Source organism: Micromonospora psammae (assembly GCF_036902725.1).
Lineage (GTDB): Bacteria > Actinomycetota > Actinomycetes > Mycobacteriales > Micromonosporaceae > Micromonospora.
In genome coordinates this window covers 212,792-231,336 of record NZ_JBAKHM010000004.1, presented here as the reverse complement: position 1 = coordinate 231,336, position 18,545 = coordinate 212,792, and the positions used below count along the sequence as shown (strand labels likewise).

Genomic DNA, 18,545 nt, shown 5'->3' with positions numbered 1-18,545 from the left:
GGCCGTCAGGGGTTCATCTCGTACGCGTCGGAGAGTGCCTCCACCTGGGACCAGACCCGGGCGGTGCGCCGCGGGTCGGGCACCGGGCGGCGGACCTGGGTCAGCGCCCAGGCGGCCTGTTCCTCGGTGGCGGTCGGCTTGCCGTGCAGCTCGGTGGCGTAGCCGGAGAAGTCGCGGACGAGGATGTCGAAGATCTCGTCCAGCAGGTCGCGGTCCAGGTCGGTCGCCTCGGCCTGCTCCAGGATCAGCTGGCCGTAGACGACCAGCGCGAAGAGCTGCCCGAGGGCGAGCAGGAAGTCCAGGTCGCGCTGCTGCTCCTCGCTCGGGGCGTGCGCGGCCAGCAGCGCGCAGAGCCCGTCGGCCTGCTCCCGGAACCGGGCGACGTTCGGCACGTCGGCGTGCGCGTCGTACGCGGCCCGCCAGTCGTGGAACCGGATCGCGCCGAGCCCCCGGGCCGGGCCCTGCCGGAACAGGAACTCGTCGTCGGCCGGGTCGTGCCGGGTGGGCACCGGCGGGAACTCGGCCGGCTGGAACAGGTAGTTGGCCATGAACTTCAGGATCAGCGCCAGGTTGACGTGCACGGTGCCCTCGAGCTTGGGCAGGCCGCGGATGTCCCGGGCCGCCTTGTCGAAGTAGGTGTCCGCCTCGAAGCCCTTGGCGGCGATGACGTCCCAGAGCAGGTCGATCACCTTCTCGCCCTCGGTGGTCACCTTCATCTTGGTCATCGGGTTGAACAGCAGGTAGCGCCGGTCGTCCGGACCGGCCGAGCGGAAGTAGTCCACCGCCCGGTCGCTGAACAGCTTCATCGCCACCAGGCGGGCGTACGCGTCGGTCAGCTCCCGGCGCACGTGCGGAAAGTCGGTGACGCGCCGGCCGTACAGCACCCGGTTATGGGCGTGGGTGACCGCCTCGTACATGGCGTGCTCGCAGATGCCGATCGAGGCGGTGCAGAGGTTGAACTTGCCGACGTTGACCGTGTTGAGCGCGGCGTCGAAGGCGGCCTTGCCGGTGTGCAGCACGTCCTCGGCGCGCACCGGGTAGTCCTCCAACCGGAACTCGCTGACGTACATCTGCGCGTTCACCACGTTGCGTACCAGCCGGTACGCGGGGTGCCGGCTGTCGGCGGCGAAGAAGACGTACCCCTCGGGGCCCTCGACGTCGGCGCGGCGGCCGAAGACGGAGACCAGGCCGGCGACGTTGCCGTTGCCGATGTAGTACTTCCCACCGGTGGCCCGGAAGCCGCCGTCGCCGTCCGGGGTGAGCAGCATGTCGGTGGAGTAGATGTCCGCGCCGTGGCCGCGCTCGGAGAGGCCGAAGGCCATCACGTGCCCGGCGTCGAGCAGCTCGGCGGCACGGGCCCGGGCGGCGGCGTTGTCGCTCTGCCAGACCGGACCGAGGCCGAGGACGGTCACCTGCCAGGTGTACCAGTAGCCCAGGCCGTAGAAGCCGAGCACCTCGCTGAGCGCGGCGTTGCGGGCGGTGTCCCAACGCTTGGCCGGGTCGCCGCCGCCGTCCGCGGCCGGGGTGCAGAAGGTCGCGAAGAGCCGTTCCTTGGCGGCGAACTCCAGGAAGTCGCCGTACCAGGAGTGGTCGTTGTAGCTGTCGACCAGCGCCTTCTTGCCACGGCTCTCGAACCAGTCGACGGTGGCGCGCAGCAGCCGGCGGGACTCGGTGTCGAGGTGGGCGGGGTCGTAGGTGCGCGGGTTGAGCAGCGGGTCGGCCATGGGGGTCCCTTCGGCGAGGTGGGGGTCAGCGGTCGAGGTCGCGCAGGGTGGTGAGGACGTCGTCGAGCCAGGCCAGCACCATCCGCTCGTAGGCGATGCCGCCGCGCAGCACGACGTGCTGGAGCGACGCCACCGGGTCGGCGGGGCGGGGGGCGGGGAAGTCGCGTCGCTCGCCGGTGAGGTAGCTGGCGAGCACGGCCTCGTGGTCGGCGCGGTAGCGCTCGACCTCGGCGACCAGCGCCGCGCGGCCCGCCCGGTCGGTGAAGGCGGCCCCGCGGATCTTGACGGCCAGCTCGTGGCGGACCGCCTCGGGCTGCACGGGCGCGCGCAGCCAGTCGGCGAGGGCGGTCCGGCCGGGGGCCGCCGCCGACCAGCACCGCTTGTCGGGGCGGCCGTCCTGCCCGACCTCCTCGGCGGTGACCCAGCCGTCGGCCTCCATCCGCTTGAGCACGCGGTAGATCTGCTGGTGGGTGGCGGTCCAGAACCGGCCGATGGACCGGTCGAAGCGACGGGCCAGCTCGTATCCGGACGCCGGCCGCTCCAGCAGGGAGACCAGGATCGCGTGTTCGAGGGCCATGCGGGCATCTTGCTATGCAACGAGTTGCATAGCAAGGGCGGACGTCACGCCGGCAGGTGCTCGCGCAGGGCGGCGTACTCCTCGACGGTCAGCCAGGACGGGTTCGCTCCCTGCGGCTGGCGGAGCACCTCCACGCCGGCCAACCGGTGGTCGGCGCGGAGCACCTCCCGGGGCACCCGGTCGCCCACCGGCAGCACGGTCAGCTCCAGCGGCACCGTCCAGGGCTCGCCGGGCCCGCCCGGCACCGGCGCGGCGGCGACCCGGCCCACCCCCCAGATCCCGTACGGCAGCCGGCGACGGCTGCCGCTGGCCCAGAGCAGCACCGGCTGGCCGGCGCGCATCAGCCGGGTCCGGTAACCGGGGCGGACGCACCAACTGGTCACCTCCGGGTCGGCGGCGAAGCGGGCGGCCAGGTCGACCGCGTCGGCGTTGCCCTTCACCAGCCAGGCGCCCAGCGCTTCCGGGGTCACTCGTCGCTGCGTCATCCGACCAGGGTGCCCGCGGTGGGCGGGTCGAACCCGCACAGTGGCGTTGGCCACTCCGACCAGGGGTTTAGCGGGTGCGTGGGTGGAGACTTTCTCCTCTGCACCGACCGAGGGAGACACCGTGTCCGAGACCGACCGACCGCAGCCGCGTGACGCGGGCATCGCGCCCGCCGGAGTGACCGACCCGCTGCTGTGGCGGCTCGCCGTCGACGTGGTCGACGCGCACCAGCCGGACGCGACCGGGCGCTGCGACAACCTGCTCTGCGGCCACCAGGAGTGGCCGTGCGACGCGGCGCGCAACGGCCGGCGGGCCCTGGAGCTCTCCGGCGGCGCGCCGGAGGAGAGCGCCGCCCCGCGTCGGGACGACCCGCGGGAGTCGCTGCCGGGCCTGCCGGGCCGCCGCCCCCGGCCGGCCGCTGAGGCCGCCTAGCCTGCTCCCGCGCTCGCCTCCCGCAGCTCCTCCTCCGAGACGCCGCGCCGCCAGTAGCCGGCGAAGGTCACCCGCCGCCGGTCCAGGCCACGTTCGGCGACCAGGTGCCGGCGGACCGCGCGCACCGTCGCGGACTCGCCGGCGATCCAGGCGTACGGGACGCCGGCGGGCAGCCGGGCCGCCCGGACCGCCTCGACCAGCGGGCCGCTGCCCGGCGGGGTGCTCCCCCGGACCAGCCAGCGCAGCTCGGCGCTCGCCCGCGTGGGCAGTTCCCGGATGTCGGCGGCCGCCGGCACCTCCAGCCACGCCCGGACGGTGGTGCCGGCGGGCAGCCAGGCCAGGATGCCGGCCGCCGCGGGCAGCGCCGTCTCGTCGGCGGCGAGCAGCACGTGCTCGGTGCCGGGCGGTGGCCGGAAGCAGACGCTGCGGTTGTCCGCCACCGCCGGGCCGAGCAGCACCACCCGGTCCCCCGGCCGCGCCCGGCTAGCCCAGCGGGAGGCCGGACCGGTGTCCCCGTGGTGGACGAAGTCGATGTCCACCTCGGAGCGCTCCGGCCGCTGTCCGCTGATGGTGTAGGACCGCATCACCGCGCGGACCGCCGGGTCGGCGGCCCGCCAGTGGGCGTACCAGTCCTCGCCGGCGTCGAGCGGGAGGACCGGCTCGGGCTGCCCGGGGTGGGGCAGGAAGAGCGAGACGCTCTGGTCCCGGCCGCCACCGGCGAAGCCGGCCAACTCCTCCCCGCCGAAGGTGACCCGGATCAGCGAGGCGCCGATCCGCCGGGCCGCCAGGACCCGGGCGCGGTAGAAGCGGTAGCGCAGGGCGGGGGCGACGGTCGCGGTCGTCACCGGCGTCAGCCGAGCCGCTTGGCGGAGCGGATGGCCGCGGCGAGGTTCTCCAGCAGCGGCGCCGCGCCGGCGTACGAGAAGCGGGGCACCGCGTCCCAGCCGGTGACCTGGTTGGCGCGCACGGCCGGGAGCTGCTGCCAGGTGGGCTTGGCGGCGAGGTCCTTCGGCTGCAACGCGGTGGCGCGGTTGTCCAGCAGGATCAGGTCGGCGGGGAACTTGCCGGCGTTCTCCCAGCTCAGGCTCTCGAAGTAGTCGCCGGAGGCGAGCTTGTTCGGCACCACGATGTCGACGCCGAGTTCGGCGAAGTACATCAGGTCGGTGCTGACCTTGGGGTTGGAGACGTAGAACAGGTCGGGGCTGCCGGAGGCGGCCAGCACCCGGATGCCGGGGTTGGCCTTGACCGCCTGGCGGACCGACTCGGCGGCGGCGTCGAAGCGGGCCTTGGCGTCGGTGACCTTCTTCGCGGTCAGGTCGGCACCGAGCGAGCGGGCCAGCTCGGCGTAGCGCTCGATCGGCCGGGTCATCGGCACCCGGGCGGTGGTGACGGTGACGCTGGGCGCCAGGGCGAGGATCTTGTCGCGGCTCTCGTCGGGGACGTACCAGAGGGCGCCGGGGTCGTACATGTGGGTGACCAGCAGCTCGGGGCGGAGGCCGGCGTACTTCTCGACGTTGAACTCGCCCCAGACGTTGCCGAGGACGGTGACCTGGTCGACGTCGAGGTCGCCGGCCTGCGGGTCGGCCGCGCCGCCCGGGCGGGTGGTCTCCCCGAACACCCCGACGATCTGCTTGTCGAGTCCGAAGTCGACCAGGGCGGCGGCCACCCCGGTGAAGGCCACCACCCGGGTCGGCGCGCTCGCCGCGTCGACCTTCCGGCCGCGGTCGTCGGTGAACGACCAGGGGCCGGAGGACGCCCGCGGAGCTGCCGCGTCCTCGGTGTCGCCGCACGCGGCGAGGAGGGTGGTCAGGGCGGCGGCACCGCCGACGGCGAAGAGGCCCCGGCGGGTGAGGCGGAACGGGGTGGAGGAGGAAGCAGGCATGGATGGCGTCTTTCGATCAGGCCCGGACCGCGATGATCCGCGACGGCTGGGTTAGGTTAACCTAACCTAAGACGCTGTCAACCGGCGGCGCGTCGTTTCGCACCAGAGTGGAGCCGACACTGTCCGTCACCACGCCCACCGCCACGGCGCCCCCGGTCACCCCCGCCCGCCACCGGGACGCCGCCCGCGCCGCCGGCCTGTTCGCCGCCGTACTGCTGCTGGCCGCCGTCGCCGGCCTGAGCATCGCGGTCGGCGCCAAGCAGCTCTCCCCCGTCGAGGTCTGGCACGGCCTGGTCTCCGCCACCTCCCCCGACCACGCGGTGGTGCACCGGATGCGGCTGCCCCGCACGCTGCTCGGCCTGCTCGCCGGCGCCGCGCTCGGCGTGGCCGGGACCCTGATGCAGGCGCTGACCCGCAACCCGCTCGCCGACCCCGGGCTGCTCGGCATCAACGCCGGCGCGTCCGCCGCCGTCGCCACCGCCACCGCGCTGCTCGGTGTCGGCACCGTCCAGGGCTGGCTGTGGTTCGCCCTGCTCGGCGCGGCCACCGTCGCCGCCCTGGTGTACGCCGTCGGCGGCGGCCGCCGCGCCACCCCGGAACGCCTGGCGCTGGCCGGCGCGGCGCTGAACGCGGTGCTCTACTCCTACGTCAGCGCGGTGATGCTGCTCGACGCCGCCTCGCTGGACCGGCTGCGGTTCTGGACGGTCGGCTCACTGGCCGGCGCCGAGTTCGCCACCGTCCGCGCCGTGGCGCCCTTCATCGCCGCCGGACTGCTGGTCGGGCTGGCGGCCGCACGCCCGCTCAACGCGCTGGCCCTCGGCGACGACGCCGCGCGGGCGCTCGGCGCCCGACCCACCCTGCTCCGCGCGGCGGGCATCGTCGCCGTCACGCTGCTCTGCGGAGCCGCCACCGCCGCCTGCGGCCCGATCGTCTTCGTCGGGCTGCTGGTGCCGCACCTGGTCCGCGCGCTGACCGGCCCGGACCTGCGCTGGCTGCTGCCCGCCAGCGCGGTGCTCGCGCCGGTCCTGCTGCTCGGCGCCGACGTCCTGGGCCGGGTGCTCGGCCGGCCCGGCGAACTCCAGGTCGGCCTGGTCACCGCCGTGCTCGGCGGCCCGCTCTTCCTGCGGCTGGTGGTCCGGCGATGACCGTACTGCGCACCCCCGGCGGGCTCTCCCTGCGCTGGCGCGCCCGGTCGCTCGCCGTCGGCGCCCTCGGCACGCTGCTCGTCCTCACCCTCGCGGTGCTCGCCGTCGGCGGCGGCGACTACCCGATGAGCCCGGCCGACGTGCTGCGCACCCTCACCGGGCAGGGCAGCCCCGCCGAGACGTTCATCGTCCGCGAGCTGCGACTGCCTCGGCTGGCCACCGCCCTCGGCGCCGGCGCGGCGCTGGCGCTGGCCGGGGCGGTCGTCCAGTCCCTGCTGCGCAACCCGCTCGGCAGCCCCGACGTGCTCGGCATCACCCAGGGGGCGGCCACCGGCGCGCTCGTCGTGGTGGTGGCCGGCGGCAGCAGCCTCGCGCTCTCCGGCGCGGCGGTGGCCGGCGGCGTCGCCAGCGGACTGCTGATCCGGGCCGTCGCCGGCCGGCACGGACTCGCCGGCCACCGGCTGGTCCTCGTCGGCATCGGGGTCATGGCGATGCTCACCGGCGTCAACGGCTGGCTGCTCACCCGGGCGCCCCTGATGGACGCCGCGCGGGCGGTGCTCTGGCTAACCGGCAGCCTCGACGGGCGCGGCTGGGCCCAGGCCGGGCCGCTGCTGGCCGTCCTCGCGGCGCTGACGCCGGTGGTCCTGCTCGGCGGCCGGGCACTGTCGACCATCGAGCTGGGCGACGACTCGGCCACCGCGCTCGGGGTGCCCGTGTCCCGGGTCCGGCAGCTGCTGCTCGGCACGGCGGTGCTGCTCGCCGCGGCGGCGGCCGCCGCCGCCGGGCCGGTGTCGTTCGTGGCGCTCACCGCGCCGCACCTGGCCCGGCGGCTGACCCGCGCGCCCGGCCCGAACCTGGTGGCCTCCGCGCTGACCGGGGCGGCACTGCTGCTCGCAGCCGACCTGGTCGCCCAGCGCGCGATCGCCGGGCAGCAGCTGCCGGTCGGCGTGGTGACCGGCGCGCTGGGCGGGGCGTACCTGGTGTGGCTGCTCGCCGCGCAGCGGCGCGCGGGACGGATCTGAGGAGGGGCACGTGTCCGGAGGAACGCGGCTGGGCGGGGTCGACCTGACCCTGGCGTACGAGCGGCGCACCGTCGCCGAGGGGCTGACGGTCGACGTGCCGGACCGGTCCTTCACGGTGGTCATCGGGCCGAACGCCTGCGGCAAGTCCACCCTGCTGCGCGCCCTGGCGCGGACGCTGCGCCCGCACGCCGGCACGGTGCTGCTGGACGGGCGGGACATCCACGCGCTGCCGTCGCGGGCGGTGGCCCGTACCCTCGGGCTGCTGCCGCAGTCGGCGACCGCGCCGGACGGCATCACCGTGGCCGACCTCGTCGCCCGGGGCCGGTACCCGCACCAGGGGCTGCTGCGGCAGTGGTCCCGCGAGGACGAACGGGTGGTGGCGGAGTCGATGGCCGCCACCGGCGTCGCCGCGCTGGCCGGCCGGCCGGTCGACGAACTCTCCGGCGGCCAGCGGCAGCGGGCCTGGATCGCGATGGCGCTGGCCCAGCAGACGCCCCTGCTGCTGCTCGACGAGCCCACCACCTGGCTGGACATCGCCCACCAGATCGAGGTGCTGGAGCTCTGCGCCCGGCTGCACTCGGAGCAGGACCGCACGGTGGTGGCGGTCCTGCACGACCTGCACCACGCGGCCCGGTACGCCACCCACCTGATCGCCATGCGCGACGGCCGGGTGGTCGCCGCCGGTGACCCGAAGCAGGTCGTCACCGCGGCGCTGGTCGAGGAGGTGTTCGGGCTGGCCTGCCGGATCGTCGAGGACCCGGAGACCGGCACCCCGCTGGTGGTGCCCGCCGCCCGGCGCTCCGGTGACCGGCTTCACCAGGCCGACCGCGCCGGGTAGGTCGGCGGCCGGGCGGCGCACGGACCGCCGCTGAACCGTGCGCGCCCCGCCGCCGTGTCTATGATCGACGCCCCCCGACGGTGCACCCGCACCGCGGGGCGTACGGTCCGCTGCCCGGCCAGATGAGGAGAGAACTCCCCGTGACCCGCGACGCCCGCGCCTTCTGGCTGCGCTCCCCGGGTCTCGGTGAGATCCGGTCGGTGACGCTGCCCGAGCCCGGCCCCGACGAGGTGCTGGTCCGCACCCTGCACAGCGGGGTCAGCCGGGGCACCGAGACGCTGGTCTTCACCGGTGGCGTGCCGGAGAGCCAGCACGCCGTGATGCGCGCCCCGTTCCAGGAGGGCGACTTCCCCGCCCCGGTCAAGTACGGCTACCTCAACGTCGGGGTGGTCGAGGCGGGCCCGGCGCGGCTGCGCGGGCGGACCGTCTTCTGCCTGTACCCGCACCAGACCCGGTACGTCGTACCGGCGGAGGCGGTGACGCCGGTGCCCGACGGGGTGCCGGCGGCGCGGGCGGTGCTGGCCGGCACCGTGGAGACCGCGGTGAACGCGCTCTGGGACGCCGCGCCGATGGTCGGCGACCGGATCAGCGTGGTCGGCGGCGGCATGGTGGGCTGCGCCGTCGCGGCGCTGCTCGCCCGCTTCCCCGGGGTGCGCGTCGAGCTGGTCGACACCGACCCGGCCCGGGCGGCGGTGGCCGCGGCGCTGGGCGTGGGCTTCGCGCCGCCCGACGCCGCGACCGGCGGACGGGACCTGGTGGTGCACGCCAGCGCCACCGCCGCCGGGTTGCAGCGGTCGCTGGAACTGCTCGCCCCGGAGGGCACCGTGGTCGAGCTGAGCTGGTACGGCGACCGGCCGGTGGAGCTCTCCCTGGGCGGGGCGTTCCACTCCGGACGGCTGACCGTCCGGGGCAGCCAGGTCGGCACCGTCTCGCCGGCCCGGGCCCGGCGCAGCTTCGCCGACCGGCTGTCGCTCGCCCTGGAGCTGCTCGCCGACCCGGCGTACGACGCGCTGCTCACCGGGGAGTCCCGCTTCGCGGAGCTGCCCGACGTGCTCGACCGACTGGCCACGGGGACCCTCCCCGCGCTCTGCCACCTGATCACCTACGACGGGGAGTGACGTGATGTTCAGCGTGACCGTACGGGACCACATGATGATCGCCCACAGCTTCCGGGGCGAGGTGTTCGGGCCGGCGCAACGGCTGCACGGGGCGACCTTCGTCGTCGACGCCACGTTCCGCCGGCCCGACCTGGACGCCGACGGCATCGTGGTCGACATCGGCCGGGCCACCGAGGAGCTGAAGGCCGTCCTCGCCGCGCTGACCTACCGCAACCTCGACGAGGAACCCGACTTCGCCGGCGTCAACACCACCACCGAGGTGCTGGCCCGCGCGGTCGCCGACCGGCTGGCCGAGCGGGTGCGCGCCGGCGGGCTCGGCGAGGGCGCCCGCGGCCTGACCGGGATCACCGTCACGCTGCACGAGTCGCACATCGCCTGGGCCAGCTACGAACGGTCGCTGTAGACCGTGCCGGTGGTGCACGTCGTCCTGCCGGGCGACATCGACGACCCGGCGACGCCCAGCGGCGGCAACCGCTACGACCGCCGGGTCTGCGCCGGGCTCGCCGAGGCCGGGTGGACGGTGCGCGAGCACGGCGTACCCGGGGACTGGCCGCGCCCCGACGGACCGGCGCGGACCCACCTCGCCGGGGTGCTGGCGGCCCTGCCGGACGGCACGGTGGTGCTGCTCGACGGGCTGGTCGCCTCGGTCGTGCCGGAGGTGCTGGCGGCGCACGCCGGCCGGCTGCGGCTGGTCGTGCTGGTGCACCTGCCCCGGGAGGACGCTGCCGAGGGCGCCGCGCTGGCCGGCGCCGCCGCGGTGGTGACCACCAGCGGGTGGACCCGGCAGCGGCTGCTGGAGACGTACCCGCTGCGCCCGGAGCGGGTGCACGTGGCTCGGCCCGGCGTGGACCGGGCCGAGCCGGCGCCCGGGTCGCCGGGCGGCGCGGCGCTGCTCTGCGTCGCGGCGGTCACCCGGCACAAGGGACACGACGTGCTGCTGCGCGCCCTCGGCGCGGTGGCCGACCTGCCGTGGACGCTGGACTGCGTCGGCGCGCTCACCCGCGACCCCGACTTCGTGGCCGGGCTGCGCCGGCAGGTGGACCGGGCGGGGCTGGCCGCCCGGGTCCGGCTCCGCGGCCCGCGCACCGGCACGGCGCTCGACGCCGCCTACGCCGCCGCCGACCTGCTGGTGCTCGCCTCGCGCGCCGAGACGTACGGGATGGTGGTCACCGAGGCCCTCGCCCGGGGCGTCCCGGTGCTGGGCACCGGGGTGGGTGGGCTGCCCGAGGCGCTGGGGCGGGCGCCCGACGGCGCGCGGCCCGGCCTGCTGGTGCCCGCCGACGACCCGGCCGCGCTGGCCGGGGCGCTGCGCCGCTGGCTCGGTGAGCCCGCCCTGCGGGACCGGCTGCGCCGCGCGGCGCGGGACCGGCGCGGCGAACTGACCGGCTGGCCGGCCACCTGCACGTTGATCGCCCACGTCCTGGACGGAGTGAGGGTATGACCACGCACGCGACCGACCCGTTCGCCGACTGGCTGCGGCTGCGCGAGCCCGCCGACGCCGCCGCCCGCGCCGGCGACCTCGTCGACCGGCTCCGCGTCCGGCTGCCCGCCGGCCGGCCACTGGTGGTCCACGACCTGGGCAGCGGCACCGGGTCGATGGCACGCTGGCTGGCCCCCCGACTGCCCGGCCCGCAGCACTGGGTCCTCTACGACCGGGACGCCGGCCTGCTGGCGCGGGCGGGCGCGCGACCGCCCGTCGCGGCCGACGGCAGCCCGGTGACCATCCGGACCCGGCGGTGCGACATCACCCGGCTGACCGACGCCGACCTGGCCGACGCCGACCTGGTCACCGCGTCGGCGCTGCTGGACATGCTGACCGCCGAGGAGATCGACCGGATCGTGGCGGCCTGCGTCGGCGCCGGCCGGCCGGTCCTGTTCACCCTCTCCGTGGTGGGGCGGGTGACGCTCGCCCCCGCCTACCCGCTGGACGCGGCGGTCGCGGCGGCCTTCGACGCGCACCAGCGCCGCACCGTCGACGATCGGACCCTGCTCGGGCCGGACGCCGCGGCCGCCTGCGCGGCGGCGTTCCCCCGGCACGGGGTGCCGGTCACCGTCCGGTCCAGCCCGTGGCGGCTCGGCCCGGAGCAGGGCGAGCTGATCGCCGAGTGGTTCACCGGTTGGCTCGACGCCGCCGTCGAGCAGGATCCCACGCTGGCCGACCGGGCGACCGAGTACGGCCGCCGCCGGCTGGCCGAGGCGGCGGCCGGTGAGCTGACGGTGACCGTCGGGCACGACGACCTGCTCGCCGGGGTGGAATGAACCGGCGGGCCGGCCGCTACGTGGAAGAGGATGACGATCTTCTCGAGGAGGCTCCGCGTGCCAGAGGCTGCCGGCGACCCGCCGCCCGCCCGCTCGGCCTGGTCCTGGGTGAACAACCTCGGCGGGGTCGCCCTGGTGGCGGCGCTGCTGTGGTGGCTGGGCACCGGCCCGTTCGTCGACGGGCTGCGCCGCATCGACGCCCCGGCGGTGCTGGCCGCGTTGGCGCTCGGCGCGCTCAGCACGATCTGCTGCGCCTGGCGCTGGCGGCTGGTCGCCGAGGGACTCGGGGTACGGCTGCCGCTCGGCGTCGCGGTCGCCCACTGCTACCGGGCGACCTTCCTCAACGCGACCCTGCCCGGCGGGCTGCTCGGCGACGTGCACCGGGCGGTGCGGCACGGCCGCGACGCCGGTGACGTGGGCCGGGGCATCCGCGCGGTGGTCTGGGAACGCGCCGCCGGCCAGGTGGTGCTGGTCGCCCTCGCCGTGGTGATCCTGCTGGCGCTGCCGTCCCCGGTGCGGCCGTACCTGCCGGCGGCGATCGCGCTGGCGGTGGCGGCGGGGGTCGTGGTGGTGGCGCTGGCCCGGGTGCTGCCCCGGTCGGGGCCGTCCCGGCGGGCGCGCGCCCTGCGGGCCGCCGCCGCCGACGTCCGGGCCGGTCTGCTGCACCGGCGCACCGGGCTGGGCGTGCTGCTGACCTCGGTCGTCGCGGTGCTGGGCCACCTGGCGACGTTCGTGCTCGCCGCCCGCGTCGCGGGCGCCACCGCGGCGCTGTCCACGGTGCTGCCGCTGACCCTGCTGGCGCTGCTGGCGATGGCGCTGCCCGCCAACGTGGCCGGTTTCGGACCGCGCGAGGGGGTGGCCGCGTGGGCGTTCGGAGCCGCCGGCCTGGGCGCCGCCCAGGGGGTTTCCACGGCGCTGGTGTACGGGGCGTTGGTGCTGGTCGCCGCGCTGCCGGGGGCCGCCGTGCTGGTGATCGGCCGACGTCCGGTCCGGGCCACCGCACGGTCGGCCCGTACGGTGGACCACCGTGGTTCCGCCGCGGTACCCGCTGCCGGGCTGGCCGGCGGCGCCTGACCGAGGAGACAAGTTGTACGAATCACTGCCGGTGGCGACGGTCCGCACGCAGGTCACGGTCCCGCTGCGCTTCCCCGACGGGTACGCCACGACAGCCCGGGTCTTCACCTTCCACGGGCTGGTCGACGGTCGGGAACACCTCGCGTTCGGGCTCGGCGACTGGGCGGCCGCGCAGCGCCGCGGCGCGGCGGGTGGGGCCGCGCCGCTGGTCCGTCCGCACAGCGAGTGCCTGACCGGGGACGTCTTCGGCAGCCAGCGCTGCGACTGCGGGCCGCAGCTGCGCGAGGCGGTGCAGCGCATCGCCGAGGCCGGCGGTTTCCTGCTCTACCTGCGACAGGAGGGGCGCGGCATCGGCCTCTACCCGAAGCTGGACGCGTACGCGCTCCAGGACGCCGGTCTGGACACCTACGAGGCGAACGTGGCCCTCGGGCACGGGGAGGACGAGCGGGACTACCGGGCCGCCGCGCAGATGCTGGCGGTGCTCGGGGTCGAGCGGCTGGCGCTGCTGAGCAACAACCCGGAGAAGGTCGAGCAGCTGGACCGGCTCGGGGTGACGGTGACCGAGGTGGTGCCGACCGGGGTGTACGTCTCCGCGGCCAACGCGGACTACCTGGCCGCGAAGGCCGACCGGGCCGCCACCCGCACCGCCGACCAGCCGTCGCTGACGTGACGGGCGGGTCGGCTCCCCCGCCCGCCGGGACGGGCGGCGCCCGCCCGTACGTGCTGCTCAGCTGCGCCACCTCGATCGACGGGTACATCGACGACGTCAGCGACCAGCGGCTGCTGCTGTCCAACGCCGAGGACCTGGACCGGGTCGACGGGGTCCGGGCCGGCTGCGACGCGATCCTGGTCGGCGCGGGCACGGTCCGCCGGGACGATCCGCGGCTGCTGGTCCGGGCGGAGTCGTCGCGGCGGGCCCGGGTGGCGCGCGGGCTGCCCCCGTCGCCGGTGAAGGTGACGCTGACCGTGCAGGGCGACCTGGATCCGGCAGCGCGGTTCTTCACCGCCGGCGACGCGGAGAAGATCGTGTACTGCGCCCGCCCGGCGGTGGAGAAGACCGCCGAGCTGCTCGACGGGCTGGCCACCGTGGTCGACGCCGGTGACCCGCCGGATCTCCACCGGGTACTGGCGGACCTGGCCGGCCGCGGGGTGCGGCGGTTGATGGTGGAGGGCGGCGGGACGGTGCACGCGCAGTTCCTCACCGCCGGCCTCGCCGACGAGCTGCACCTGGTGGTCGCGCCCTTCTTCGTCGGCGACCGTCGGGCGCCCCGGTTCGTCGGCGACGGCCCCTTCCCGTGGCATCCGGGCCGCCGGGCCCGGGTGGTCGAGGTACGCCAGATCGGCGACGTGGTGCTGGCCCGCTACGCCCTCTCGGAGCGCTGCCCCGAAGCGTGACCGTTGAACCGCGCGCCGTGTCGGGCCGTACCACCGGCCGAGACGAAAGAGCCGCCACCACGACCCGTCGTGGCGGGCGGGTGCCGGGACGGCGAGGAGGACGTGGTGGACCGGAACGACGCGCAGATCAACGCCTGGGCGCTCGCCGCCGGGCGGGGCGACCCGTTGGCGCTGGCCGCGTTCGTCCGGGCCACCCAGGCGCCGACCTGGCGGTTCCTGCGGCATCTGCTGACCGACGCCGAGACCGACGACCTGGTGCAGGAGACGTACCTGCGGGCGATCCGCGCGCTGCCCCGGTTCGCCGGTCGGTCCTCGGCGCGGACCTGGCTCTTCGCCATCGCCCGGCGGGTCGCCGCCGACCACCTCCGGTCGCGCCGGGCCGGGCCGGTGGCCGCGCCCCTGGACGTTTGGGACCCGCCGGCCACCGGCCGCTTCGAGAACACCGTCGTGCTCGACGCGCTGCTGCGGCAACTGCCGCCCGAGCGGCGGGAGGCGTTCCTCGCCACCCAGCTGCTCGGCCTCTCCTACGCCGAGGCCGCGCGGGTCTGCGACTGCCCGGTCGGCACCATCCGGTCCCGGGTGGCGCGGGCCCGGGCGGACCTGGTCGAGGCGATGGCGGAGCGGGTCTCCGCCCGGGCGGGCTGACTCCCTTTTGGAAGGCGGTGCTCCGGGGCGGGACGTAAGGGGATCGCAAGCTTCGCGGCGCCGCGCCGGCGGCGACCCGCCGCTACGCTGACCGGCACGAGGGGGAGGTCCGCGTGGCGCAACGGGTGCTGGTCGTCGACGACGACCGGACGGTCAGCGACGTCGTCTGCCGCTATCTGGCACACGCCGGCTACCTGGTGGACCACGTCTCCGACGGGGCCGCCGCGCTCGCCGCCGTCGCCGCGGCGCCGCCGCAGCTGGTGGTGCTGGACCTGATGCTGCCGGTGCTGGACGGGTTGGAGGTGTGCCGGCGGCTGCGGGAACGGCCGGACGGCGTACCCATCGTGATGTTGACCGCGCGCGGCGACGAGGCCGACCGGATCCTCGGCCTGCAACTGGGCGCGGACGACTACCTGAGCAAGCCCTTCTCCCCGCGTGAGCTGGTGCTGCGGGTCCGGTCGGTGCTGCGCCGGGCCGGCGGCGAGCCGGCCGCGGTGGACACCGAGGTGCTCACCGACGGTGGGCTCACCCTGCGGACCGGCCCGCGGGTGGCCCGGCTGCACGGCCGCGAGCTGGCCCTCACCCTGCGCGAGTTCGACCTGCTCGCCCACCTGATGCGCCACCCGGCCCGGGCGTTCCGCCGGGCCGAGCTGCTGGAACGGGTCTGGGGCTGGCACTTCGGGGACCAGTCCACGGTGACCGTCCACGTGCGCCGGCTGCGGGAGAAGGTCGAGACCGACCCGGCCACGCCCCGCCGGATCGTCACGGTCTGGGGCGTGGGCTACCGGTACGAGCCGGTCGATGGCTGACCTCGCACTGATCTTCGGCGCGGCGCTCGCCGCCGCGTGCTGCGTCGGGCTGCTCGGCGCGGCGGCGCTGCGGCTGCTGCGCGGCCGGTCGATCACCGTGCACATCGCCGTGCTGCTGGCCACGACGGTGGCCGCCGTGGCGGCCGGCGTCGCGGTGGTCGCCGAGGCGATGTTCCTCTCCCCGCACGACCTGGAGGTGGTGCTGATCACCGTCGCCGCGGCGGCGGTGGTCAGCCTCGCCGTCGGCTGGCTCTTCGGCCGCCGGCTCGCGGCCGCGGCGGTCTGGGCCGACCAGGCCCGGGAGCGGGAACGCCGGATCGAGAAGGGCCGCCGGGACCTGGTCGCCTGGGTGTCGCACGACCTGCGCACGCCGTTGGCGGGGCTGCGCGCCATGGCCGAGGCGCTGGAGGACCGGGTGGTCGCCGACCCGGAGACGGTCGGCGAGTACCACCGCCGGATCCGGGTGGAGACCGACCGGATGACCCGCCTCGTGGACGACCTGTTCGAGCTGTCCCGGATCAACGCGGGAGCGTTGCGACTGTCGCTGTCGGCCGTGCCGCTGGGCGACGTCGTCTCCGACGCCCTGGCGGGCACCGCGCCGGTGGCCGCGGCCCGCCGGATCCGACTGGTCGCCGCCGACTCAGGCTGGCCGACGGTGACCGCCAGCGAGCCGGAGCTGAGCCGGGTGGTGGGAAACCTGCTGCTCAACGCCGTCCGCTACACCCCGGAGGACGGCACCGTCCGGGTCGACGCCGGCCGCGACGGCGACCAGGCGTGGCTGGCCGTCGCCGACACCTGCGGCGGCATCCCCGAGTCGGACCTGCCGCGCCTGTTCGACGTGGCCTTCCGCGGTGAGCCGGCCCGCACCCCCCGGCCCGGCAACGGCGGCGACGAGGGCTCCGGCGGGCTCGGCCTGGCCATCGTGCGGGGGCTGGTCGAGGCGCACGGCGGTCGGGTCGAGGTACGCAACGTCGCCGACGGCTGCCGGTTCGTGGTGCGGCTGCCCCTGGCCGACGCGCAGCAGCGGCGGACCGCTACGGCGTGACGAGTTCGGCGAACCAGCGCCGGCCGGAGCGGAACACCTCGCCGACGACGAGGCCCGCCGGTGCGGCCCGCTCGTGCACCGCCCGGGTGTCCAGCCGCGCCCACCGGAAGGCCGGACCCCGGTGGCGCCCGGAGACCACGTGCGCCTGCCCCTGCCAGGCGCCGGTGCCCGGCGCGTCGAGTTCGACCAGGACGGTGCCCCGGGCGCGGAGCAGCGTCCGGCACCGGCGCAGCAGCGCCACCGGGTCACCGCCGATGCCGATGTTGCCGTCGAGCAGCACCACGTGCGCCCACCGCCCCTCCGCCGGGAGCGGGTCGAACAGGTCGGCCCGGACGGCGACCGCGCCGCGCGCCCGGGTCAGGTCGACCGCACGGGCCGACACGTCGACGCCCACGGTGGTCAGCCCGGCGCGGGCGAGCGCCACGGTGAGCCGGCCGGGGCCACACCCGAGGTCCAGCGTCGGGCCGGCGCACCGCGCGACGACCGCCTCGGCCGCCGGCTCGGCCGGCCCGTGCCACCGGTCCACCGGCAGCCGGCTGCGCGCCCCGTCGGCGTGCACCAGCCAGTGGGCGCCGACATCCCGGTCGCGCAGCGTCGTGCCGAAGGCGTCGGGGATCACCGCCGGCCCCCGACGACGAGACCGCGCCGGACCGCGGCGACCTCCCGGGCGAAACGGCCGCCCGGCACGGCCCGGGCCACCGCGCCGGCATCGGCCCAGTCGTCCACGTCGCGCAGCAGCGGCAGCGGCGCGACCCGCAGGCCGCGCTCGGTGAGCGCCAGCCAGGTGAGCCGGCCCGTGTCGGCGGTGGACATGGGCACCGCGCGCAGCGCGGCGGCGTGCCGGGGATCGCGCAGGCCCAGCGCCCACCAGCCGCCGTCGGCGGCCCGGCCCAGCACCGCGTCGGCCACCCCGAGCCGGCGTACGGCCGCGGCGAGCCGCACCGCGGTCAGCTGCGGGGTGTCCATCCCGACCTGGAGGACGGGCCGGCCGGGGTAGGCCGCCGCGACGTCGGCGTGGGCGTGGGCGAGCCGGGCGGCGAAGTCGGCGCCCCGCTGCGGCAGGACCGGCCAGCCGGCGACGGCGGCGGTCAGGTCGGTGGCGTCCTCGGCGTCGCCGAGGAGTCCGGCCAGCGCCAGCACCGGGGTCACGCCGGGGGTGGCGCGGACCGCGTCGAGGGTGTCGAGCAACGCGGCGGCGGCGATCCGGGCGGCCTGCTCCGGCGTGGCGGGCGGGCAGAGCCGGGTCTTGACCGCCCCGGGCACCGGCGCCTTCGCCACCACCAGCAGCACGGTCATCGCCGGCCGTCCACGGTGCGCAGCACGGCGGCGAAGTCGCGGGTGGCGCGCAGCGTGCCGCGTACCGAGCCGGAGACCTTGGAGCGGGTGCCGGCAGCGCGCGGCGCGTACGCCACGTCGTGCTCGTGGATCCGCCAGCCGGCGGCGGCGGCGCGGATCAGCAGCTCCAGCGGATAGCCGAAGGCCCGGTCGGCCACCCCGAGGGCGAGCAGCTCCTCCCGCCGCGCCACCCGGATCGGGCTGAGGTCCCGCAGCGGTACCCCCCGGTGCCGCAGCAGCGCGGCGACCAGGGCGGTGCCGGCCCGGGCGTGCCACGGCCAGACCCCCGCGCCGACCGGCCGGCGCCGGCCGACGGCGAGGTCGGCGCTGCCGTCGGCGACCGGGGCGAGCAGGGCGGGCAGCTCCCCCGGGTCGAACGAGCCGTCGGCGTCGAGCACGCAGACCAGCTCGGCGTCGGCGGCCTCGATCCCGGTGTGCACGGCGGAGCCGTAGCCGCGGCGGGGCTCGTGGACCACCCGGGCGCCGTGCCGGGCGGCCACCTCCGGCGAGCCGTCCCGCGACCCGTTGTCCACCACGATCGCCCGGTATCCGGGCGGCAGCGCGGTCAGCACGCCGGGCAGGGCGGCGGCCTCGTCCAGGCACGGCAGCACCACGTCGATCTGTGTCGGCATACCGCCGACGCTAGGTCCGCGGGGCGTGGCGCAGACCCCGTTCGGCCTTACGGAAACCTTACCGAGCAGGCATTTCTTACCGTCCGATGACAGAACGGCGGTTCGCCGGACGGGGGGCGGGCACGGCCCG

Annotated in this window: 22 protein-coding genes; 14 read left to right on the top strand and 8 right to left on the bottom strand. The window is 76.4% G+C overall.

The genetic code is table 11. The features are described from left to right. Positions 1–5 precede the first annotated feature (5 nt). Genes V6U79_RS09510 through V6U79_RS09500 form a run of 3 tightly spaced genes read right to left on the bottom strand, consistent with a single transcriptional unit; the run spans position 6 to position 2,786 of the window. Positions 6–1,724: an acyl-CoA dehydrogenase family protein gene (locus V6U79_RS09510; protein WP_334614297.1), complete on the bottom strand. Its 1,719-nt coding sequence runs from the start codon at positions 1,722–1,724 to the stop codon at positions 6–8. A 25-nt stretch (positions 1,725–1,749) separates the two neighbouring features. Continuing rightward, complete coding sequence (locus tag V6U79_RS09505; protein WP_334522371.1) at positions 1,750–2,301, bottom strand: PadR family transcriptional regulator; 552 nt, start codon at positions 2,299–2,301, stop codon at positions 1,750–1,752. A gap of 44 nt (positions 2,302–2,345) precedes the next feature. Beyond that, positions 2,346–2,786 (bottom strand): EVE domain-containing protein, encoded by a 441-nt coding sequence (locus tag V6U79_RS09500; RefSeq protein WP_334614295.1) that lies wholly within the window; start codon positions 2,784–2,786, stop codon positions 2,346–2,348. A gap of 121 nt (positions 2,787–2,907) precedes the next feature. On the opposite strand from V6U79_RS09500, the gene V6U79_RS09495 reads away from it, so the two are divergent. Then, a complete protein-coding gene (locus V6U79_RS09495) occupies positions 2,908–3,216 on the top strand; it encodes a hypothetical protein (protein ID WP_334614294.1) in 309 nt (102 codons plus the stop codon). Here V6U79_RS09495 and V6U79_RS09490 read toward each other — a convergent pair. Further along, positions 3,213–4,061 carry a siderophore-interacting protein gene (locus V6U79_RS09490; protein ID WP_334614293.1) on the bottom strand — a complete coding sequence of 283 codons (849 nt, stop codon included), beginning with the start codon at positions 4,059–4,061 and terminating at the stop codon, positions 3,213–3,215. The two genes, V6U79_RS09495 and V6U79_RS09490, sit on opposite strands and share 4 nt — an antisense overlap. 5 nt (positions 4,062–4,066) lie before the next feature. Further along, positions 4,067–5,098, bottom strand: coding sequence for an ABC transporter substrate-binding protein (locus V6U79_RS09485; RefSeq protein WP_334614292.1), 1,032 nt, complete (start codon positions 5,096–5,098; stop codon positions 4,067–4,069). A 74-nt stretch (positions 5,099–5,172) separates the two neighbouring features. Between V6U79_RS09485 and V6U79_RS09480 the strand changes: the two genes are divergently transcribed. From V6U79_RS09480 to V6U79_RS09420, 13 genes are all read left to right on the top strand, one after another. Further along, the gene (locus V6U79_RS09480) at positions 5,173–6,243 is read left to right on the top strand and encodes a FecCD family ABC transporter permease (RefSeq protein WP_334614400.1); all 1,071 of its coding nucleotides are present in this window, start codon (positions 5,173–5,175) and stop codon (positions 6,241–6,243) included. Then, positions 6,240–7,265: a FecCD family ABC transporter permease gene (locus tag V6U79_RS09475; RefSeq protein ID WP_334614291.1), complete on the top strand. Its 1,026-nt coding sequence runs from the start codon at positions 6,240–6,242 to the stop codon at positions 7,263–7,265. Before V6U79_RS09480 ends, V6U79_RS09475 begins: the two co-directional genes overlap by 4 nt. 43 nt (positions 7,266–7,308) lie before the next feature. Further along, entirely contained in the window at positions 7,309–8,103 is a 795-nt protein-coding gene (locus V6U79_RS09470) for an ABC transporter ATP-binding protein (protein WP_334614399.1), read from the top strand. 140 nt (positions 8,104–8,243) lie between these two features. After that, entirely contained in the window at positions 8,244–9,221 is a 978-nt protein-coding gene (locus V6U79_RS09465) for a zinc-dependent alcohol dehydrogenase (RefSeq protein ID WP_334522388.1), read from the top strand. Between the two features lie 4 nt (positions 9,222–9,225). Beyond that, complete coding sequence (locus tag V6U79_RS09460) at positions 9,226–9,624, top strand: 6-pyruvoyl trahydropterin synthase family protein (protein ID WP_334522391.1); 399 nt, start codon at positions 9,226–9,228, stop codon at positions 9,622–9,624. Between the two features lie 3 nt (positions 9,625–9,627). Then, positions 9,628–10,662 carry a glycosyltransferase family 4 protein gene (locus V6U79_RS09455; RefSeq protein ID WP_334614290.1) on the top strand — a complete coding sequence of 345 codons (1,035 nt, stop codon included), beginning with the start codon at positions 9,628–9,630 and terminating at the stop codon, positions 10,660–10,662. Next, on the top strand, positions 10,659–11,480 hold the full coding sequence (locus V6U79_RS09450; RefSeq protein ID WP_334614288.1) for a class I SAM-dependent methyltransferase: 822 nt from the start codon (positions 10,659–10,661) through the stop codon (positions 11,478–11,480). The genes V6U79_RS09455 and V6U79_RS09450 overlap by 4 nt, the downstream gene beginning before the upstream one ends. A 30-nt stretch (positions 11,481–11,510) precedes the next feature. Then, the gene (locus V6U79_RS09445; protein WP_442933757.1) at positions 11,511–12,554 is read left to right on the top strand and encodes a lysylphosphatidylglycerol synthase domain-containing protein; all 1,044 of its coding nucleotides are present in this window, start codon (positions 11,511–11,513) and stop codon (positions 12,552–12,554) included. A gap of 13 nt (positions 12,555–12,567) precedes the next feature. After that, positions 12,568–13,224, top strand: coding sequence for a GTP cyclohydrolase II (locus V6U79_RS09440; RefSeq protein ID WP_334614283.1), 657 nt, complete (start codon positions 12,568–12,570; stop codon positions 13,222–13,224). After that, positions 13,221–13,949: a RibD family protein gene (locus V6U79_RS09435; protein ID WP_334614282.1), complete on the top strand. Its 729-nt coding sequence runs from the start codon at positions 13,221–13,223 to the stop codon at positions 13,947–13,949. The genes V6U79_RS09440 and V6U79_RS09435 overlap by 4 nt, the downstream gene beginning before the upstream one ends. Positions 13,950–14,051: 102 nt before the next feature. After that, positions 14,052–14,594: a sigma-70 family RNA polymerase sigma factor gene (locus V6U79_RS09430; protein ID WP_334614398.1), complete on the top strand. Its 543-nt coding sequence runs from the start codon at positions 14,052–14,054 to the stop codon at positions 14,592–14,594. Positions 14,595–14,707: 113 nt separating this feature from the next. Next, on the top strand, positions 14,708–15,403 hold the full coding sequence (locus tag V6U79_RS09425; RefSeq protein WP_334614280.1) for a response regulator transcription factor: 696 nt from the start codon (positions 14,708–14,710) through the stop codon (positions 15,401–15,403). After that, positions 15,396–16,448 (top strand): sensor histidine kinase, encoded by a 1,053-nt coding sequence (locus V6U79_RS09420; protein ID WP_334614279.1) that lies wholly within the window; start codon positions 15,396–15,398, stop codon positions 16,446–16,448. The genes V6U79_RS09425 and V6U79_RS09420 overlap by 8 nt, the downstream gene beginning before the upstream one ends. On the opposite strand, the gene V6U79_RS09415 is transcribed toward V6U79_RS09420, so the two are convergent. Genes V6U79_RS09415 through V6U79_RS09405 form a run of 3 tightly spaced genes read right to left on the bottom strand, consistent with a single transcriptional unit; the run spans position 16,438 to position 18,415 of the window. Continuing rightward, positions 16,438–17,064, bottom strand: a complete 627-nt coding sequence (locus V6U79_RS09415; RefSeq protein ID WP_442933287.1) for a class I SAM-dependent methyltransferase — start codon at positions 17,062–17,064, stop codon at positions 16,438–16,440. The two genes, V6U79_RS09420 and V6U79_RS09415, sit on opposite strands and share 11 nt — an antisense overlap. Continuing rightward, positions 17,064–17,744 carry a TIGR04282 family arsenosugar biosynthesis glycosyltransferase gene (locus tag V6U79_RS09410; RefSeq protein ID WP_334614278.1) on the bottom strand — a complete coding sequence of 227 codons (681 nt, stop codon included), beginning with the start codon at positions 17,742–17,744 and terminating at the stop codon, positions 17,064–17,066. Before V6U79_RS09410 ends, V6U79_RS09415 begins: the two co-directional genes overlap by 1 nt. After that, positions 17,741–18,415, bottom strand: a complete 675-nt coding sequence (locus V6U79_RS09405) for a glycosyltransferase family 2 protein (RefSeq protein ID WP_334522416.1) — start codon at positions 18,413–18,415, stop codon at positions 17,741–17,743. Before V6U79_RS09405 ends, V6U79_RS09410 begins: the two co-directional genes overlap by 4 nt. Between the last annotated feature and the right edge of the window lie 130 nt (positions 18,416–18,545).